Consider the following 14,694-nt stretch of genomic DNA (forward strand, 5'->3'; position numbering starts at 1 on the left):
CGGCTTAGAGCGGTAAAGTCTTGGACCGAAGCCAAGCGGCCTCCTCTTTGGTGAGTAGGGGAGAGAGTTCCCGATATACCTGCTCCTGATACTCGTTGTACCATGTGCGCTCTTTGTCGCAGAGCATGGACTTATCTACGAGACGATTGTCGAGGAAGCAGAGGGTTTGGGTCTCAAAGCCGAAGAAGCGGCCGAAGTCTGTTTGGCACTTTTCAACTGTGAGGATCAAGTTCTCAATGCGGATGCCCCACTTACCGGCGCGGTAAAGTCCCGGCTCATTGCTGGTAAAGGTATGGATTGCCATGGGGGTGGGATTGTTGTCGGTACGAATGTTTTGCGGTCCTTCGTGTACGTTGAGCGCAACGCCTACTCCGTGCCCTGTGCCGTGTCCGTAGCTTAGTCCGCGATCCCAAAGAGGCTTGCGGGCCAGTATATCCAGTTGGTTGCCGCGTGTGCCCTCGGGGAACTGAGCCGTAGCGATAGCGATGTGGCCCTTGAGTACCAGCGTATAGTCTTCAACGAGCTGCTTATCGGGAGCCTTATCGCCTAATGCAATGGTGCGGGTAATGTCGGTAGTGGCATCTTTGTACTGCGCACCGCTGTCAAGTAAAAGCACGCCCTCATTGCGTACCGTGTAGCAAGTATCCTCTTGGGCACGATAGTGTACGATAGCCCCGTGGTCCTGATAGCCGCAAATGGTATCGAAGCTGTCGCAGATATACATGTCGTCGGCAGCACGGAAGTCGGCTAAATACTTATCTAATGCTACTTCGGTAAATGTTTCGCCTCGGTTGAGTGCATTCTCCAGCCACATAAAGAAACGCGTAAGTGCTACACCATCGCGCAGCATGGCGCGGTGAATATTGGCGCACTCAGTAGGATTTTTGTAGGACTTCTGAATGGTGATCACCGATGGTACCACTTCTACGGTAGCGATCTGCTCGGGAAGCGCAGCAAATACGTTGTGCGAGATGCGACCCTTATCGATGAGCAGCTTTTGCGTCGGAGACACTTTTGCCAAGAAGGAGAATATCTCTTCGTAAGGCTTGATAGCAACTCCTTCTCGGCTTAGCTTATCGGCTACTTCCTTTGTAAGCTTTTCAGCAAACGTGAAGAGAATAGCCTGCTTCTGATCTAAGTAGCCGTAGCCGATACCTACGGGATTGCACTCTACATCGCTGTTGCGGATGTTAAATAGCCAAGCCAGTTCATCCAGCATAGTCACGATGGTGAAGTCGGCTCCATGCTTTTTAATCTCTTTGCGAATGCGGTTGAGGCGGTCGCCGGTAGCCTCTCCGGAGAACTCGTCGGGATAGAGATAGAAAGGATTCTTGGGTATTTCGGGTCGGTCGCTCCAGATCGTGTCCAAGAGATCACGCTCTGTGGCGATGGTAACCCCAAACGGTTTCAAGTACTCTGCAAGGTGCTCGATTTGCGCCTGACTAAAGCAGTTGCCGTCGCAAGCCACTACTTTGCCGTTCCCCAGAGTGCTGAGAAACTCTTCCAAAGTAGCCACCCCGGGTACATCCTCTTTGTACAATTCAAAGGGAGTGCCCTTGATTTGCTCTGCACTTTGCAAGAAGTAGCGCGAGTCGGTCCAAAGAATAGCCTTATCGGCTGTGATCACAACCTTGCCGGCACTTCCGGTAAATCCGCTTATCCAAGCGCGCCCCTTCCAATGCTCGGGTGTGTACTCGCCTAAGTGACCATCACCGGAGGGTATGATATAGGCATCGAAGCCCTGCTCTTTCATGGCGCTGCGTAACGACGCTACGCGCTCAGTGATACGGTTATTTGATTTTGTCATGGGTATAATAGATTTTGATGTAATTAGCTTTCCATTGGGATGGGTCGATGCTCGGGACGCAGCAGATCCAACACTGTTTTAACCGGTGTAAAGGTATCCGCCGGTACTTCTACGAATAGCGTATTCCAGTAGTACATAGCTCCGTTCCATAGGCCGGGATGCTCTAAGGCAATCAGCTCTCTCCCCTCCTTGCTCTTTTGCGAGAGAAAAGCACTCTTGTGATTTACAAAAGAGTGTAGGTCAAAGTGCTCGTTTTTGTAATTGCGGGTATAGCAGACCAAATCAACGGGATTGAAGAACCCGTTCGTTTGCCACAAGGAGCGAATTCGTTCATTCCCTTTGTCGATTTGAGAGCTCTCCAGTATTTGGAGTGAAGTAGAGCCGTCAGCATCTCTCACAATATAAGGGCCTCCGCCCGGCTCTCCCTCGTTCTTTACCATGCCGCACACGCGTACCGGCCTATTGAGCTTTTCGCGAATCATATGGGCAAGATCTTTGTCGGAGGTCTCCTCATCGGTGTTGAGTTCGATACAAAGCTTTTCTTTTAGGAAGCGCTGCATTTCTTCCAACTGGGTACGAGAGGTACGTGGACGATCTAACAGCTCTAAGTAGGCTTTGATCTGATTTACGGTAGCCAGGAGAATACCACCGAGTAGCTTTTTGTAGCGAATAGTGTTGCCTTTTAAGTAGTCGGGAGTAACGTTGTCTATATTCTTGATGAATATTACTTCCGCTTCCTGCTCATTGAGATTCTTTATGAGTGATCCGTGTCCACCGGGACGGAGTAGCAGAGAGCCATCCTCATTACGGAAGGGCTTCCCCGATAGATCAATGGCAATGGTATCGGTAGAGGGGCTCTGGGTTGAATAGCTTATATCGAACAGCACGCCGAGCGCATCTTCTACTTTGGGGCGATAACGCTCAATGTGCGATTTGAACTGCTCCAGCCCGGAAGGCGAAACAGTAAAGTGGATGGCTACATTGCCATTGCGGTCCTTGATATAATAAGCCCCCTCGACCAAATGCTCCACGGCGGCACTGCGTCGCTCATGGTCATAGCGATGAAAATAAATCATCCCTTTGGGTGTGGCGCCATAGTTCATGCCCTTGTCGGTGAGCAGCAATTCGACCAGCTCTTTGTAGCGGCCGGTTTCCATTAGTTTGCTTACGCTCATCCACACCTTGCGGAGCGTAGTCTCGTTGAGTCTTTGTGCAAAGGCGAAGTCCTCAATGTGATCAAAGAAAGTTTGCTGTTCTTCCGTTAGAGGTGTATTCTCATTGCTCTCCAGAATAGGGAAAAGCATCTTGAACATACGGCTCGCCGCACCACTTGCCGGCACAAACTTTAGAACTGATGCATTTTTGCTTTGCCGGTACTGTTCCCAAAGCTCTAAATAGCCCACCTCTTCATCTCCGGAGATGCACATAATGCCATGCTCGGTAGTTGCTGCAGCTACTACATCTGCAAAGGGTGCCCCCTCTCGGAGTAGCTTCAATTGGCGCATAGCCTCGCTTTCGCTAATACCTGCCTCAGCAAATTGCTCCAAGTCGGAAGCACTCCATTGGTTGTCTTGATCTGTATTCATATTCATAGCCTCTTACTTAATTGTCGGAGAGGTACGAAGAATGTTACTCGTCCGCTCGGTAAAGGTAGTTAATTCGCATTGAATGTTTGTAAATACCTATACCTTTTCCGAATTAAATGATAAGTGGAGGAGAGAAAGGAGAAAATATCTTGTTAATCGGATGACTCATTGAGAGGCAACTCTAATCGGGAGCGGTGGGCTTGTCAAGTAGGGCAAACTCCGATTGTCTTCAGCTATATTGCATCGCATGGTTTTCCAACCTCAGAGGGGTATCGGCTCTTGTTATTTATTCTGCAAGGATTAGTCGTTATCTTTGCGAGAGAAAAATAGATATTGAAGAACGCTATGAATAGAAAAGTACTCCTTAAACTTCTTTCCCCTGCTGTGGCAGTCGTTATGATTGCCCTTACTTGTCATCCGCTTAATGCTGCTCTGCCGGATAGTATTGCACCGGTGAAGAACATTATCGTAATGATCCCGGATGGAACCTCACTTTCCACGCTCTCCCTTGCTCGTTGGTATCAACGCTATTTGGCACCTTCCCAACAGCATCTTGCCATAGACGAACTGATGTGTGGGTCCGTTATTACCCATTCCTCCGATGCTCCGATTGGAGATTCGGCACCCACTTCCTCTTGTTATATGAGTGGTGTGGTGAGCCAAACAGGCTTTATTTCTACTTATCCGGTAGCAACAGATCATGATATCGTGCCGGTGGATGAGACAATGGCATACCGCCCCGCCGTAACCCTTGCCGAGGCTGGTAAGTGGTTGCTGAATAAGCGCGTCGGCTTGGTGGTGACATGCGAGTTTCCTCATGCTACACCTGCCGACTGTGTGGCACATACCTATAGTCGCAAGCGGTACGACGTAATTGCTCCACAAATGGCCTCTCTACCGGTGGATGTGTTAATCGGTGGGGGCGTTTCACTGATGGATGCTACTATGCGAAGTCTACTCTCCTCGCAGCAAATAGATCTGATTGAAGATGATCTGCCGGCAATGCGGGCTTATCGGGGAAAGCGACTTTGGTCTCTTTATAGTCCGATGGGAATGCCTTACGACTTGGATCGAGATACCACAGCGGTCCCCTCTTTGGCAGAGATGACCGCAAAAGCATTGGCCTGCTTGTCAGAGGAAAATGATGAGGGCTTCTTTCTTATGGTAGAGGGAAGTAAGGTGGATTGGGCAGCTCATGCCAATGATCCTGTAGGAATAGCAACTGAAATGCTCGCTTTTGATCGTGCGGTGCGCACAGCAATAGAATTTGCCAAAAGCAATGGTGAGACCATGGTGCTGGTAGTGCCGGATCATGGCAATAGTGGCATTAGCATCGGAGAAGCAACGCTGAGGCATTACGACAAAGCCAAGGCGGAAGAGCTTTTCGGGTTACTTACCTCTATTCGTCTTACAGCCAGTGGAATGGCACAGCAACTTAATGCAGCAGACTCGGATCGTGCCGAAGAACTCTTTCGCACTTTTGCCAGTATTACATTGAACGAGGATGATTTGCATCTTCTCTATACAGCGCACGACTATAGGCATTCTCCCTTGGATTCGTTAGCGGTGACCAGTAGTATGTATGGTACGGCTCTTTCGGATGCAGTAGCTGCTATTTATCGAAGTAGAATGCACTTTGGATTTACTACGCATGGGCATACGGGCGAAGAGGTATTCTTGGGTATCTACCATCCTTATGGAGAGCGACCTCAAGGAGTACTGCTCAATACAGAGGTGAACAGCTACTTGTGCGGTTTGTGGGGCCTGCAGGGAAGACTCAATGAACTGACTCATGTGGCTTATGCACCCTTTGAGGAAGTTTTTCCCGGTCAAAAGCTGCGTATTGTGGGCGCGCAAAAGCATCCCGATTATTTGACCTTTACCCTTAGTGGCAAACGAGAAGTGCGTATATACCCCTATACACGTCGCATGGAGTTGGGAAGCCAAAAAGACTTTAAACGAGGCAAACAAAAAGTGATCATTCAGCCTAATAGTGCTATTTGGGTAGACAAGAATAGTACACTTTACTTGAATAAGGAGGTAGCACAAATTATTGAAAAGAGTAGATAGTATGTTAGATGAGAAAAGACTGCAACGTATCCGTGAAATGGCGGAGCGTATGAACGCTTTGGACGCTCTATATGCTCGTGCAAGTGCTTTAGTGGAAGAGGTGGAGCAAGCAGAAGAGGAATTTAAGCTCTTAGAGCAATATTATTACGGTGCATGGCAGAAGGATTACCAAGCTTCCTGCCGAGGAGAAGTTCCCGAAGATGTGCCACAGAGTGTGCTGAGTGAGGACCTTTCCTATGAAACGCTTACTAACCATGATGAGTTGGGACGTTGCTTTTTAGCTATGGCTTATAAAATGCTTTGCAGTAGGGAGTAAGCTTCTTATTTAGTATGGCATCGGACTATACTAAGCGGTAGTTTCTACAGTGTGCAGTTAGTGGTAGTGGCGCTGTTCTTACTAATCGCAAGAAAGCAGTAATTTTGCAAGGGATAGAGAATCACATAAAAAGATGACAGAAGAAGAAAGAGAAGACGCGGGACTATTTGGAAAAAACTCTTCGGATCAGGGGATACAAGACGAATCTTCGTTGGATAATTCGCTTCATGAGGAAAAGAGCTTGAAAGAACCCTCAGAGAACGTGGAAGGGATAGATGACGAAGATGGAAATGATACTCTCGATGATGTCGTTTCGTCAGATGGCTCTCCCTTGCCGGTCGAGGAGGATATTCGCACGTTGCCCGGTATGTACCGTACTTGGTTCTTGGATTATGCTTCCTACGTGATCTTAGAGCGAGCCATTCCTCATATTGAGGATGGGCTAAAGCCTGTACAGCGCCGTGTGCTCTATGCGATGCATCTCTTCGAAAATGGGCACCTGCATAAGGTTGCCAAAATAGTGGGGCAGACGATGGCTTACCACCCTCACGGTGATGCTTCAATCAATGATGCGTTGGTGCAGTTGGGACAAAAAGGTCTGCTGATTGATACTCAAGGGAATTGGGGAAATATTCTCACCGGAGACGAGGCTGCGGCAGGACGTTATATCGAAGCTAAATTGTCACCATTTGCTTTGGAAGTGGCTTTTGATGACGATATAACAGAGATGAAGCCTACCTATGATGCTACAGCTGAAGAGCCGGTCTGCTTGCCTGTGCGCTTCCCTTTGCTATTGGCTCAGGGTGCGGAGGGAATAGCAGTAGGCTTATCCTCTAAGATATATCCACATAACCCTAAAGAGCTTTTAGAGGCTTCTATTGCTTATCTAGAGAATAAAAGTTTTGAGCTTTATCCTGACTTTCCTACCGGTGGATTGCTTGATGTAGATCGCTATAACGATGGGCGTCGCGGAGGGCAACTAAAGAGCCGAGCCCGAATAGAGCGGATTGGGGAGCGGCAGCTTAGCATTACTTCTCTCCCTTATGGGAAGACTACTTCTACACTTATTGACTCTATTCTACGTGCCAACGACAAAGGGCAGATTAAAGTAAAGCACATCGACGACATGACTGCTCAGGAAGCCGATATCCGCATTCAACTGCCACAAGGAGTCTCTACCGACAAGACAATAGATGGTCTATATGCTTTTACGGATTGTGAGGTGCCTCTTTCTCCCAATGCATGTGTAATACGCGACGGCAAACCCTGTTTCTTGGGTATATCGGACTTGCTTAAGTATAGTGCCGATCGCACTGTTTCTCTTCTTAAGGAGGAGCTGGAGCATCGCCGTGAGGTGCTGCAAGAGGGACATGTAGCCGCTTCTTTGGAGCGTATATTTATTGAGGAGCGTATTTATAAAGAGAAGCCGTTTGAAGATGCTGCTAACGAAACGGAGGCTTTGGATTATATAAAAGAGCGTATTTTGGCCATGCCGGACTTAGTCTTTGTAAGGCCAATAAAACGCGAGGACCTGAAACGACTCTTAGAGATTAAAATGGCTCGTATCTTGCGCTTCAATCGCCTTGCTCATGACAAGAAGATCCTGTGTATTGAAAAAGAGCTGGAGCAAGTGGAGTATGATATCACCCACATTACAGATTATACAATCGCTTATTACCATCGTCTTATAGAAGAGTATTTTTCTGATTGTCAGCGTAAAACAGAGATAACACGCTTCTCTAATATAGAGGCAACGAAGGTGATAGAAGCAACCGAAAAACTCTACTTCGATCGTGAAGGCGGTTTTGCCGGTACTCAGATTAAGAATGGAGAATTCGTAGCTGAATGCTCTCTCTTGGATGATATGATTATTTTCTTTAGAGACGGCACTTACTTGATTACTAAAATAGAGGAAAAAAAGTTCCTTGGCGGAAAGGAAGTAATCCATATAGATCGCTATGTGCGTAATGATAAGCGTACTATATACAATGTGATTTACCGGAGTGGTGCGCAAGGATCCTCCTTTATTAAGCGGTTTTGTGTAACGGGGATGGTACGCGACAAAGAGTACGATCTGACAACCGCAGAGAAGGGGTCGAGAGTACTTTACTTTTCAGCGAATCCTAATGGGGAGGCTGAGACAGTGCGTATTACATTGAAGCAGCAGCTGAGAATGCGAAATTTGGTATTTGAGAAGGACTTTAGCGAGATACTTATCAAGGGGCGTCAAAGCCGTGGTAATTTAGTTACGCGGGCATCAATTCAACGAATTACACTGAAGGAAAAAGGTGCCTCAACTCTTGGCGGACGAAAGGTTTGGTTTGATAAGGATGTATTACGGATCAACTTTGATGGACAGGGTACCTACTTAGGCGAGTTTGAAGCAGGAGATAAGATTTTAGTAGTTCGTAATGATGGACTCTACTATACAACAGAGGTAGACGAAAGTGTTCATTTCCCCTCCGAACCGCTTAGAGTAGAGCGTTTTGATCCTAATAAAGTATGGAGTGTAGTGTATAGAATGGGCCCGACTCAGTACCCCTACCTCAAACGCTTCCAATTGACCGATCGAGCAAAGCCATTTGCACTGCAGGGTGAAGAAAATGTATTCGTATGTATGAGTGATGCAGCGGAGCCTATATTGCAGCTATGTTATGGAGGTAAGGATGAACATAGACCTCAAGAAAGTATAGATGTCGTTGACTTCGTTGGTGTTAAAGGGGTTGCAGCTAAGGGAAAGCGTCTCTCTACTTATGAAGTGGCAGATATTGAATTAATAGCCCAGGCTTCTGAGGATGAGACTGAAGACGATGGAATATGAAACAAACTTTCATTTTTTTGATTCTTTTACTCAGTAGTGCTTTCGGTCTCTTTTCACAAGAGGCGCCTAAGAGTACAACCACTTACCTTTCTTTTAAGGGTGGAGTAGGGGGAGTATTGATTACAGATGAGTGGTTGAGTCCTCTACGATATGGAGGTACAAGCTATTCCTTAACAGGAGAGGGAGAGTTCCCTCTTATGAAAGACTCTCCGTGGATGCTTCGCTTGGCTACAGATCTGCAGTATGCTCATGTATTGAATCCTGCAGGGAATGCTTCAATTGACTATTTTCGTACAGAGCTTATTCCGGAGGTAATGTATCGTTTATTTTTGCCTCACGGCTTTAGTTTAGCTGTGGGCCCGGGAATTTGCATTTCGGGAGGATCAAGGTCGCATTCTCGTAACGGCAACAATCCCGTCTCGGTAGATGCAAAAGCTAATTTGACTGCTGCTGTATTAGTCGGTTGGCGTGTGACCTCCTACAAATGGCCCATAGCTTTTAGGCTTTATGCAAATATCAATACGATAGGAGTAGGCAATAAAATTGGCTATGCGGAGAGCTATTTTGAGCAAGAGTTTGTGGATAAAGGGTTTGTTCATTCTGCGCTTTTTACGCATTGGGGTAATCAGTTGCAGTCTATACTTGCTTTTACAGTGGATGTGCCTTTATGGAACGTACTTACTCTTCAATTAGGCTACAAAATGAATGCTGATATAGCGCGAATAAGTGATCGGAAGAGAAGTGGCATTACCCATATGGGAATGGTGGGTATTAGTTTTGAGACTTTATGGTTCCGTGGGCGTCGTGCTGCTTCTTCAGATAAAGCGGCACCATATTTATTCAAGCCTTTTGAATTATGAGAAAACTGGGAGATTTTGTACTAGTTGCTTCGGTTTTATTGTGCTGTGCCTCCTGCTCTACAGAGAGAGAGTACACGCAAGACGCCGTGACGAACTATCGTGCGCTGTGGACTATATTGGATGAGGGCTATTGTTACTTTGATGAAAAGCTCCCCGCGGATAGTACTTGGGAAGATATGTATGATAAATACCTGCCCGCTGTACGAGCTGCAAAGAATAGTGATGAACTGTTTGATGCAATGGCTCTATTGGTAAATGAATTAAAAGATGGTCATGTCAATCTTTTGACCCCATTCGATATAAGTCGCTATAAGGGTTGGTACAAGAATTATCCTTCTAATATAGACAACCGTGTGAGAAATTTATATTTAGGTGAGGATTATCGTACCGCAGCAGGTATTGCATACAACAAGATCTCTTACAATGGTCATGCGAAAGATAGAATAGGCTTGATGGTATATGATAGCTTTGCTTCCCCTATAGGAGCCGGCAACATAGGTTATCTGTTTTTACACTTCAAGGATTGTAAAGGTATTATCTTGGATGTGCGTGATAATGGAGGCGGTAGTGTGAGCTATGCAGAGCTTTTGGCTGCTCATTTTGCTGAGAAGCGCACTCCGGTAGGGTATATGCGCTATAAGTCAGGAAAGGGACATCATGATTTCTCTGAACGCCATGAGTTGGCGATAGATACCCTTCATACAAGCATTCGATGGTTACGCCCTGTAGTGGTACTAACCAATCGCGGAATGTATAGTGCCGCAAATGATTTTGCTCTCTATATGAAAGAAATGCCTTATGCTACGTTGCTGGGAGATACCACAGGAGGAGGTGGCGGGTTGCCACGTTCGAGCGAGCTTCCCAATGGATGGGCTGTACGCTATTCATCTAGTGTAACAACGGATCTACAAGATAAGCATATTGAGTTTGGTATAGCTCCGGATAAAGTCGTGATGCTGAAAGATGAGGATGTAGCCGCAGATAAGGATACATTGATTGAGGAGGCAATTCGCTTTATCAATCATTATTATGTCGTGAATAAGTAACTTTACAGAAGATTTACTCAGCGATAGAAAGAAATGGGTTGCTGATAGATAGGGAATGCATATATGAAACATGGATTTGTCAAGGTCGCTGCAGCTGTACCTTATGTAAAAGTAGCAGATTGCTACTATAATGTGGATCGCATTGCAAGTATGATCCGACAGGCAGATAAAGAGGGTGTAGAGATAATCCTATTCCCGGAGTTGTCCATTACGGGTTATACAGCCGGAGATTTACTACTCCATCCTTTTCTGATAGAAGAGGCTTACAACGCCCTTTTGCAGTTAGTTAAAGAAACAGCAGATTGTGAGCTGCTTGCAATTGTAGGAATACCCATTCGAGTGGAAGAAAAGCTCTTTAATAGTGCAGTAGTTTTCCAAAGCGGCCATATATTAGGTGCTATTCCCAAAACCTATCTTCCTAATTATAGAGAATTTCAGGAAAAGCGTTGGTTCTCTCCTAGTGAAGTACTGCAATACAAGGAGGTAGCCATAGGGAATGAGACGGTACCCATCGGAAAAAATATTCTATTCAGAAGCGGTAAGGTAGGTATAGGTATAGAAATATGTGAGGATATGTGGACGCCCTATACACCGGGTACGCGACTGGGATTGTATGGAGCTCATATTATCTTTAACTTGAGTGCCAGCAATGAGAATGTAGGAAAGCATAACTATCTCCGTTCCTTAATTAGCGGTCTTTCTTCGCAAGGGCTGTATGGGTATGTATATGCCTCCAGCGGATACGGAGAGAGCTCTACCGATTTGGTCTATACCGGTAAGGCATTCATTGCGGAAATAGGCAAGATAGTGGAGGAAATGCAGCGCTTTGACTATTCCGAACGAATGATTGTGAGCGATATAGATGTAACACAGATACAAAACGAGCGGTTGACTAATAGTAGTTTTAAGAGTGCTGTGTCGCATTTTGCTCAAGAGGATGTAAGAGAGATCCCATTTAAATTGCGCTCTGCTGAAGACTCCTATCCTGTGAACCGGCCTATTCGCTGCAACCCCTTCATACCGGAAGAAATACCCGAAAATGAAAGCTGTGCAGAAATGTTTGAAATACAGGTCTGTGGCTTAGTGCAACGTTTGCGTCATATAAAGGCCGAGCATGCCGTGATTGGCATCTCCGGAGGATTGGACTCTACGTTGGCTCTATTAGTTACAGCCTCAGCTTTCGATAAATTAGGACTTTCTCGAAATGGAATTTTTGCGGTGACCATGCCGGGCTTTGGTACCTCCTCGCGTACTCATGATAATGCGGTGACCATGTGCAAGGAACTTGGTGTCTCCTTTATGGAGATAGACATTAAGGAGGCTTGCTTGAAGCATTTTCAAGCAATCGGACAAGATCCTACCCAGCACGATACAACCTTTGAAAATGTTCAGGCGCGTGAGCGTACCGAGTTGCTTATGAACCTTGCAAATAAGCATAAAGGGCTTGTGATTGGTACCGGAGACTTGTCGGAAATAGCTCTTGGATGGTGTACGTTTAATGGAGATCATATGTCTATGTATAGTGTTAATTCTACTGTTACGAAGACCTGTGTATCTCTTATTACCAATTGGTACGCTAACCATATAGCACAGAGCGAGCATTTGGCTGCAGTACTCGCCGACATTGTAAATACCCCATATAGTCCTGAGTTGCTCCCGGTAAAAGACGATGAGTCAGAGATGAGTCAAGTAACCGAAGAGTTGATTGGCCCCTATGAACTGCATGACTTCTTTCTTTATCATATGATTTACAGTAAGTCAAGCCCCGAAAAGGTATTTTATCTGGCGAGTGTGGCTTTTGCCGGTAAGTATGATGAGGCTTTGATAAAGAGTACGATGAAGCAGTTTGTTAAAAGGTTCTTTAGCCAGCAGTATAAACGTAACTGTATGCCGGACGGGCCTAAGGTAGGAAAGTTGAGCCTTTCTCCGCGAGGGGAGTGGCGCATGCCGAGTGATGCGGTAGGTACGATGTGGATCCGTGCTATTGATATGCTATAATCGTTACCTTTGCACGAAAGATAGAGTGAATAGAACTGATACTGCAGCACTGAATAACACAATATGGCTCATAGCTTAATCATAATTCCTACTTATAATGAGCGCGAAAATGTAGCGGAGATGATTCGTCAAGTGATGGCATTTGAAGAGGGATTTGATCTCCTTTTTGTAGATGATGCCTCACCCGATGCCACCGCAGGGGTGATCAAAGCTATGATGCCAGACTATCCTAATCGGATTCATCTGATCGAGCGAAGTGGTAAACTCGGACTTGGTACAGCCTATATTACAGGCTTCAAGTGGGCGTTAGAGCACGGGTATGATTTTATTTTTGAGATGGATTGTGATTTTAGTCATCCCGTATCAGCCTTGCCTCTGTTGTATAGTGCAGTAGCTCATGAGGGCTATGATATGGCGATAGGCTCCCGGTATGTAAAAGGAGGAGGTATAAAGGATTGGCCCTTTTTACGCCGAACTATTAGCTATGGTGCTTCTCTTTATGTTCGTACAGTAACTTGGATGCCTGTAAAGGACCCAACGGCGGGCTTTGTGTGCTATAAGCGCGCTATTTTAGAGCGGTTGGATCTGGATGCAATTGAGTTCAAGGGGTATGGCTTTCAAATAGAAATGAAATATGCAGCCTATCGCTTGGGCTATAAGATCAAGGAGGTGCCCATTACCTTTACTGACCGTAAGCTAGGAACTTCTAAGATGAGTAGCTCTATCTTCGGAGAGGCTTTCCACGGTGTGATTAAGTTAAGTCGCAGAGCCTGTAAGGGTTCTTTCCCGGTCACACGAAAGTAATTGGAGGGTATGGCGATGAAAACTTTATTGCTCAATGGAACCATTGTGAATGAGGGACGTTGCTACACCGGCTCTATAGGCATAGAGGGTGAGCTGATTGCCGTTGTGCATGAGGGAAGACTCTCTTTGGAAGAAGCATCTCAACGCTTTCGGGAGTATATCTGTATAGATTGCCAAGGAAAAATTATTTTGCCCGGATTGATTGATGATCAGGTGCACTTCCGTACTCCGGGAATGGAGCATAAGGGCGATATCGAGACAGAGAGTCGTGCTGCCTTGGCTGGAGGAGTAACCTCCTATATGGATATGCCTAATACTAAGCCGGCAACCATTGATTACGATGCGCTTATGTGGAAGCGTGACTATGCAGCCGCACACTCTTGGGCCAATTATGGCTTTTTCTTTGGAGGAACTAATACCAATTGCGCTGAAGCTCTAAAGATCCCCACGCACTTGATCCCCGGCTTAAAACTGTTCTTAGGGGCTTCTACGGGTAATATGCTGGTGGATAATGAGCGTGCATTGGATTGCTTTTTTGCGGAATTTCCTCTCCCCATTGCCATTCACTCTGAGTCGGAAGCGATCATAAGGGAAAATAGGGAGCAAGCCATTGCCCGATGGGGAGAAGATCCCCCTGTGTCGTATCACCCTCTGATAAGAAGTGAGGAGGCATGCTACCGCTGTACTGCCGAGGCTTTGGAGCGTGCGACTAAGTATGGAACTCAGCTACATGTATTGCATTTATCCACTGCTAAAGAAGTGGCACTTTTTGATCCCTTGGACGCTATGGAGTCGCGGGCAATTAGTGCAGAGGTGTGCGTGCATCATCTTTGGTTTAATGATGGTGATTATGCTGAAAAGGGTACGCTCATCAAGTGGAATCCTGCTATTAAAACAGAACACGACCGGGAGGGGCTACTCGAAGGCGTACAGAAGGGGCGTATCTCCGTTATTGCTACGGATCATGCTCCTCACTTATTAGAAGAAAAGCAGGGGGGTGCTCTAAAAGCCGCTTCAGGAGGTCCTCTAATTCAGTATAGCCTGCTGGTTCTTTTGGCCTTGGTAGATCGGGGCGAGCTGCCTTTGGAGTCGATCCCTACTAAAACGGCACACTATCCGGCCATGCGCTTTGCAGTGGCCAAACGAGGCTTTTTGAGAGAGGGGTATTATGCCGATATTGTCGTAATAGACCCCAATCAGCAAACGATGGTGACGAAGGATAAAATTCTCTCTAAGTGTGGTTGGTCGCCTTTTGAAGGGATGACTTTCAAACATTCGGTGGAAGCTACCTACTTGAATGGCGAACGGGTATATTATAAAGGTAAATTATGTGAAGAACGTCCGGCTGCAAAAGCCCTCCTATTTAGGCATTGATAGATAGAAAAT

At 46.2% G+C, this 14,694-nt stretch carries 10 protein-coding genes; 8 read left to right on the plus strand and 2 right to left on the minus strand.

The window, feature by feature from the left end; all coding sequences use genetic code 11:
- Positions 1 to 4: 4 nt before the first annotated feature.
- Together ACLWMH_RS02865 and ACLWMH_RS02870 are read right to left on the minus strand one after the other, a co-directional pair.
- The gene (locus ACLWMH_RS02865; protein WP_411915243.1) at positions 5 to 1,807 is read right to left on the minus strand and encodes an aminopeptidase P family protein; all 1,803 of its coding nucleotides are present in this window, start codon (positions 1,805 to 1,807) and stop codon (positions 5 to 7) included.
- Between the two features lie 23 nt (positions 1,808 to 1,830).
- Positions 1,831 to 3,393, minus strand: a complete 1,563-nt coding sequence (locus ACLWMH_RS02870; protein WP_411915244.1) for a DUF4301 family protein — start codon at positions 3,391 to 3,393, stop codon at positions 1,831 to 1,833.
- A 345-nt stretch (positions 3,394 to 3,738) separates the two neighbouring features.
- Between ACLWMH_RS02870 and ACLWMH_RS02875 the strand changes: the two genes are divergently transcribed.
- The 8 genes from ACLWMH_RS02875 (at position 3,739) to ACLWMH_RS02910 (ending at position 14,682) form a co-directional block, all read left to right on the plus strand.
- Positions 3,739 to 5,463, plus strand: coding sequence for an alkaline phosphatase (locus ACLWMH_RS02875; protein WP_411915245.1), 1,725 nt, complete (start codon positions 3,739 to 3,741; stop codon positions 5,461 to 5,463).
- A gap of 1 nt (position 5,464) precedes the next feature.
- Complete coding sequence (locus ACLWMH_RS02880) at positions 5,465 to 5,779, plus strand: DUF4298 domain-containing protein (protein WP_411915246.1); 315 nt, start codon at positions 5,465 to 5,467, stop codon at positions 5,777 to 5,779.
- Between the two features lie 133 nt (positions 5,780 to 5,912).
- Positions 5,913 to 8,600, plus strand: coding sequence for a DNA gyrase/topoisomerase IV subunit A (locus tag ACLWMH_RS02885; RefSeq protein ID WP_411915247.1), 2,688 nt, complete (start codon positions 5,913 to 5,915; stop codon positions 8,598 to 8,600).
- Complete coding sequence (locus tag ACLWMH_RS02890) at positions 8,597 to 9,460, plus strand: hypothetical protein (protein ID WP_411915248.1); 864 nt, start codon at positions 8,597 to 8,599, stop codon at positions 9,458 to 9,460. Before ACLWMH_RS02885 ends, ACLWMH_RS02890 begins: the two co-directional genes overlap by 4 nt.
- Positions 9,457 to 10,506 carry a S41 family peptidase gene (locus ACLWMH_RS02895; protein ID WP_411915249.1) on the plus strand — a complete coding sequence of 350 codons (1,050 nt, stop codon included), beginning with the start codon at positions 9,457 to 9,459 and terminating at the stop codon, positions 10,504 to 10,506. Before ACLWMH_RS02890 ends, ACLWMH_RS02895 begins: the two co-directional genes overlap by 4 nt.
- Before the next feature lie 63 nt (positions 10,507 to 10,569).
- Positions 10,570 to 12,504 (plus strand): NAD(+) synthase, encoded by a 1,935-nt coding sequence (locus ACLWMH_RS02900; protein ID WP_411915250.1) that lies wholly within the window; start codon positions 10,570 to 10,572, stop codon positions 12,502 to 12,504.
- 63 nt (positions 12,505 to 12,567) lie between these two features.
- Entirely contained in the window at positions 12,568 to 13,308 is a 741-nt protein-coding gene (locus tag ACLWMH_RS02905; protein WP_411915251.1) for a polyprenol monophosphomannose synthase, read from the plus strand.
- 15 nt (positions 13,309 to 13,323) lie between these two features.
- Positions 13,324 to 14,682 (plus strand): dihydroorotase, encoded by a 1,359-nt coding sequence (locus tag ACLWMH_RS02910; protein ID WP_411915600.1) that lies wholly within the window; start codon positions 13,324 to 13,326, stop codon positions 14,680 to 14,682.
- Positions 14,683 to 14,694 lie beyond the last annotated feature (12 nt).

Source organism: Porphyromonas miyakawae (genome assembly GCF_045865415.1).
Lineage (GTDB): Bacteria > Bacteroidota > Bacteroidia > Bacteroidales > Porphyromonadaceae > Porphyromonas > Porphyromonas miyakawae.

Coding starts and splice junctions, on each gene's coding strand:
- ACLWMH_RS02865 (WP_411915243.1), bottom strand. CDS start 1,807: ATGACAAAATCAAATAACCGTATCACTGAGCGCGTAGCGTCGTTACGC.
- ACLWMH_RS02870 (WP_411915244.1), bottom strand. CDS start 3,393: ATGAATACAGATCAAGACAACCAATGGAGTGCTTCCGACTTGGAGCAA.
- ACLWMH_RS02875 (WP_411915245.1), top strand. CDS start 3,739: ATGAATAGAAAAGTACTCCTTAAACTTCTTTCCCCTGCTGTGGCAGTC.
- ACLWMH_RS02880 (WP_411915246.1), top strand. CDS start 5,465: ATGTTAGATGAGAAAAGACTGCAACGTATCCGTGAAATGGCGGAGCGT.
- ACLWMH_RS02885 (WP_411915247.1), top strand. CDS start 5,913: ATGACAGAAGAAGAAAGAGAAGACGCGGGACTATTTGGAAAAAACTCT.
- ACLWMH_RS02890 (WP_411915248.1), top strand. CDS start 8,597: ATGAAACAAACTTTCATTTTTTTGATTCTTTTACTCAGTAGTGCTTTC.
- ACLWMH_RS02895 (WP_411915249.1), top strand. CDS start 9,457: ATGAGAAAACTGGGAGATTTTGTACTAGTTGCTTCGGTTTTATTGTGC.
- ACLWMH_RS02900 (WP_411915250.1), top strand. CDS start 10,570: ATGAAACATGGATTTGTCAAGGTCGCTGCAGCTGTACCTTATGTAAAA.
- ACLWMH_RS02905 (WP_411915251.1), top strand. CDS start 12,568: ATGGCTCATAGCTTAATCATAATTCCTACTTATAATGAGCGCGAAAAT.
- ACLWMH_RS02910 (WP_411915600.1), top strand. CDS start 13,324: ATGAAAACTTTATTGCTCAATGGAACCATTGTGAATGAGGGACGTTGC.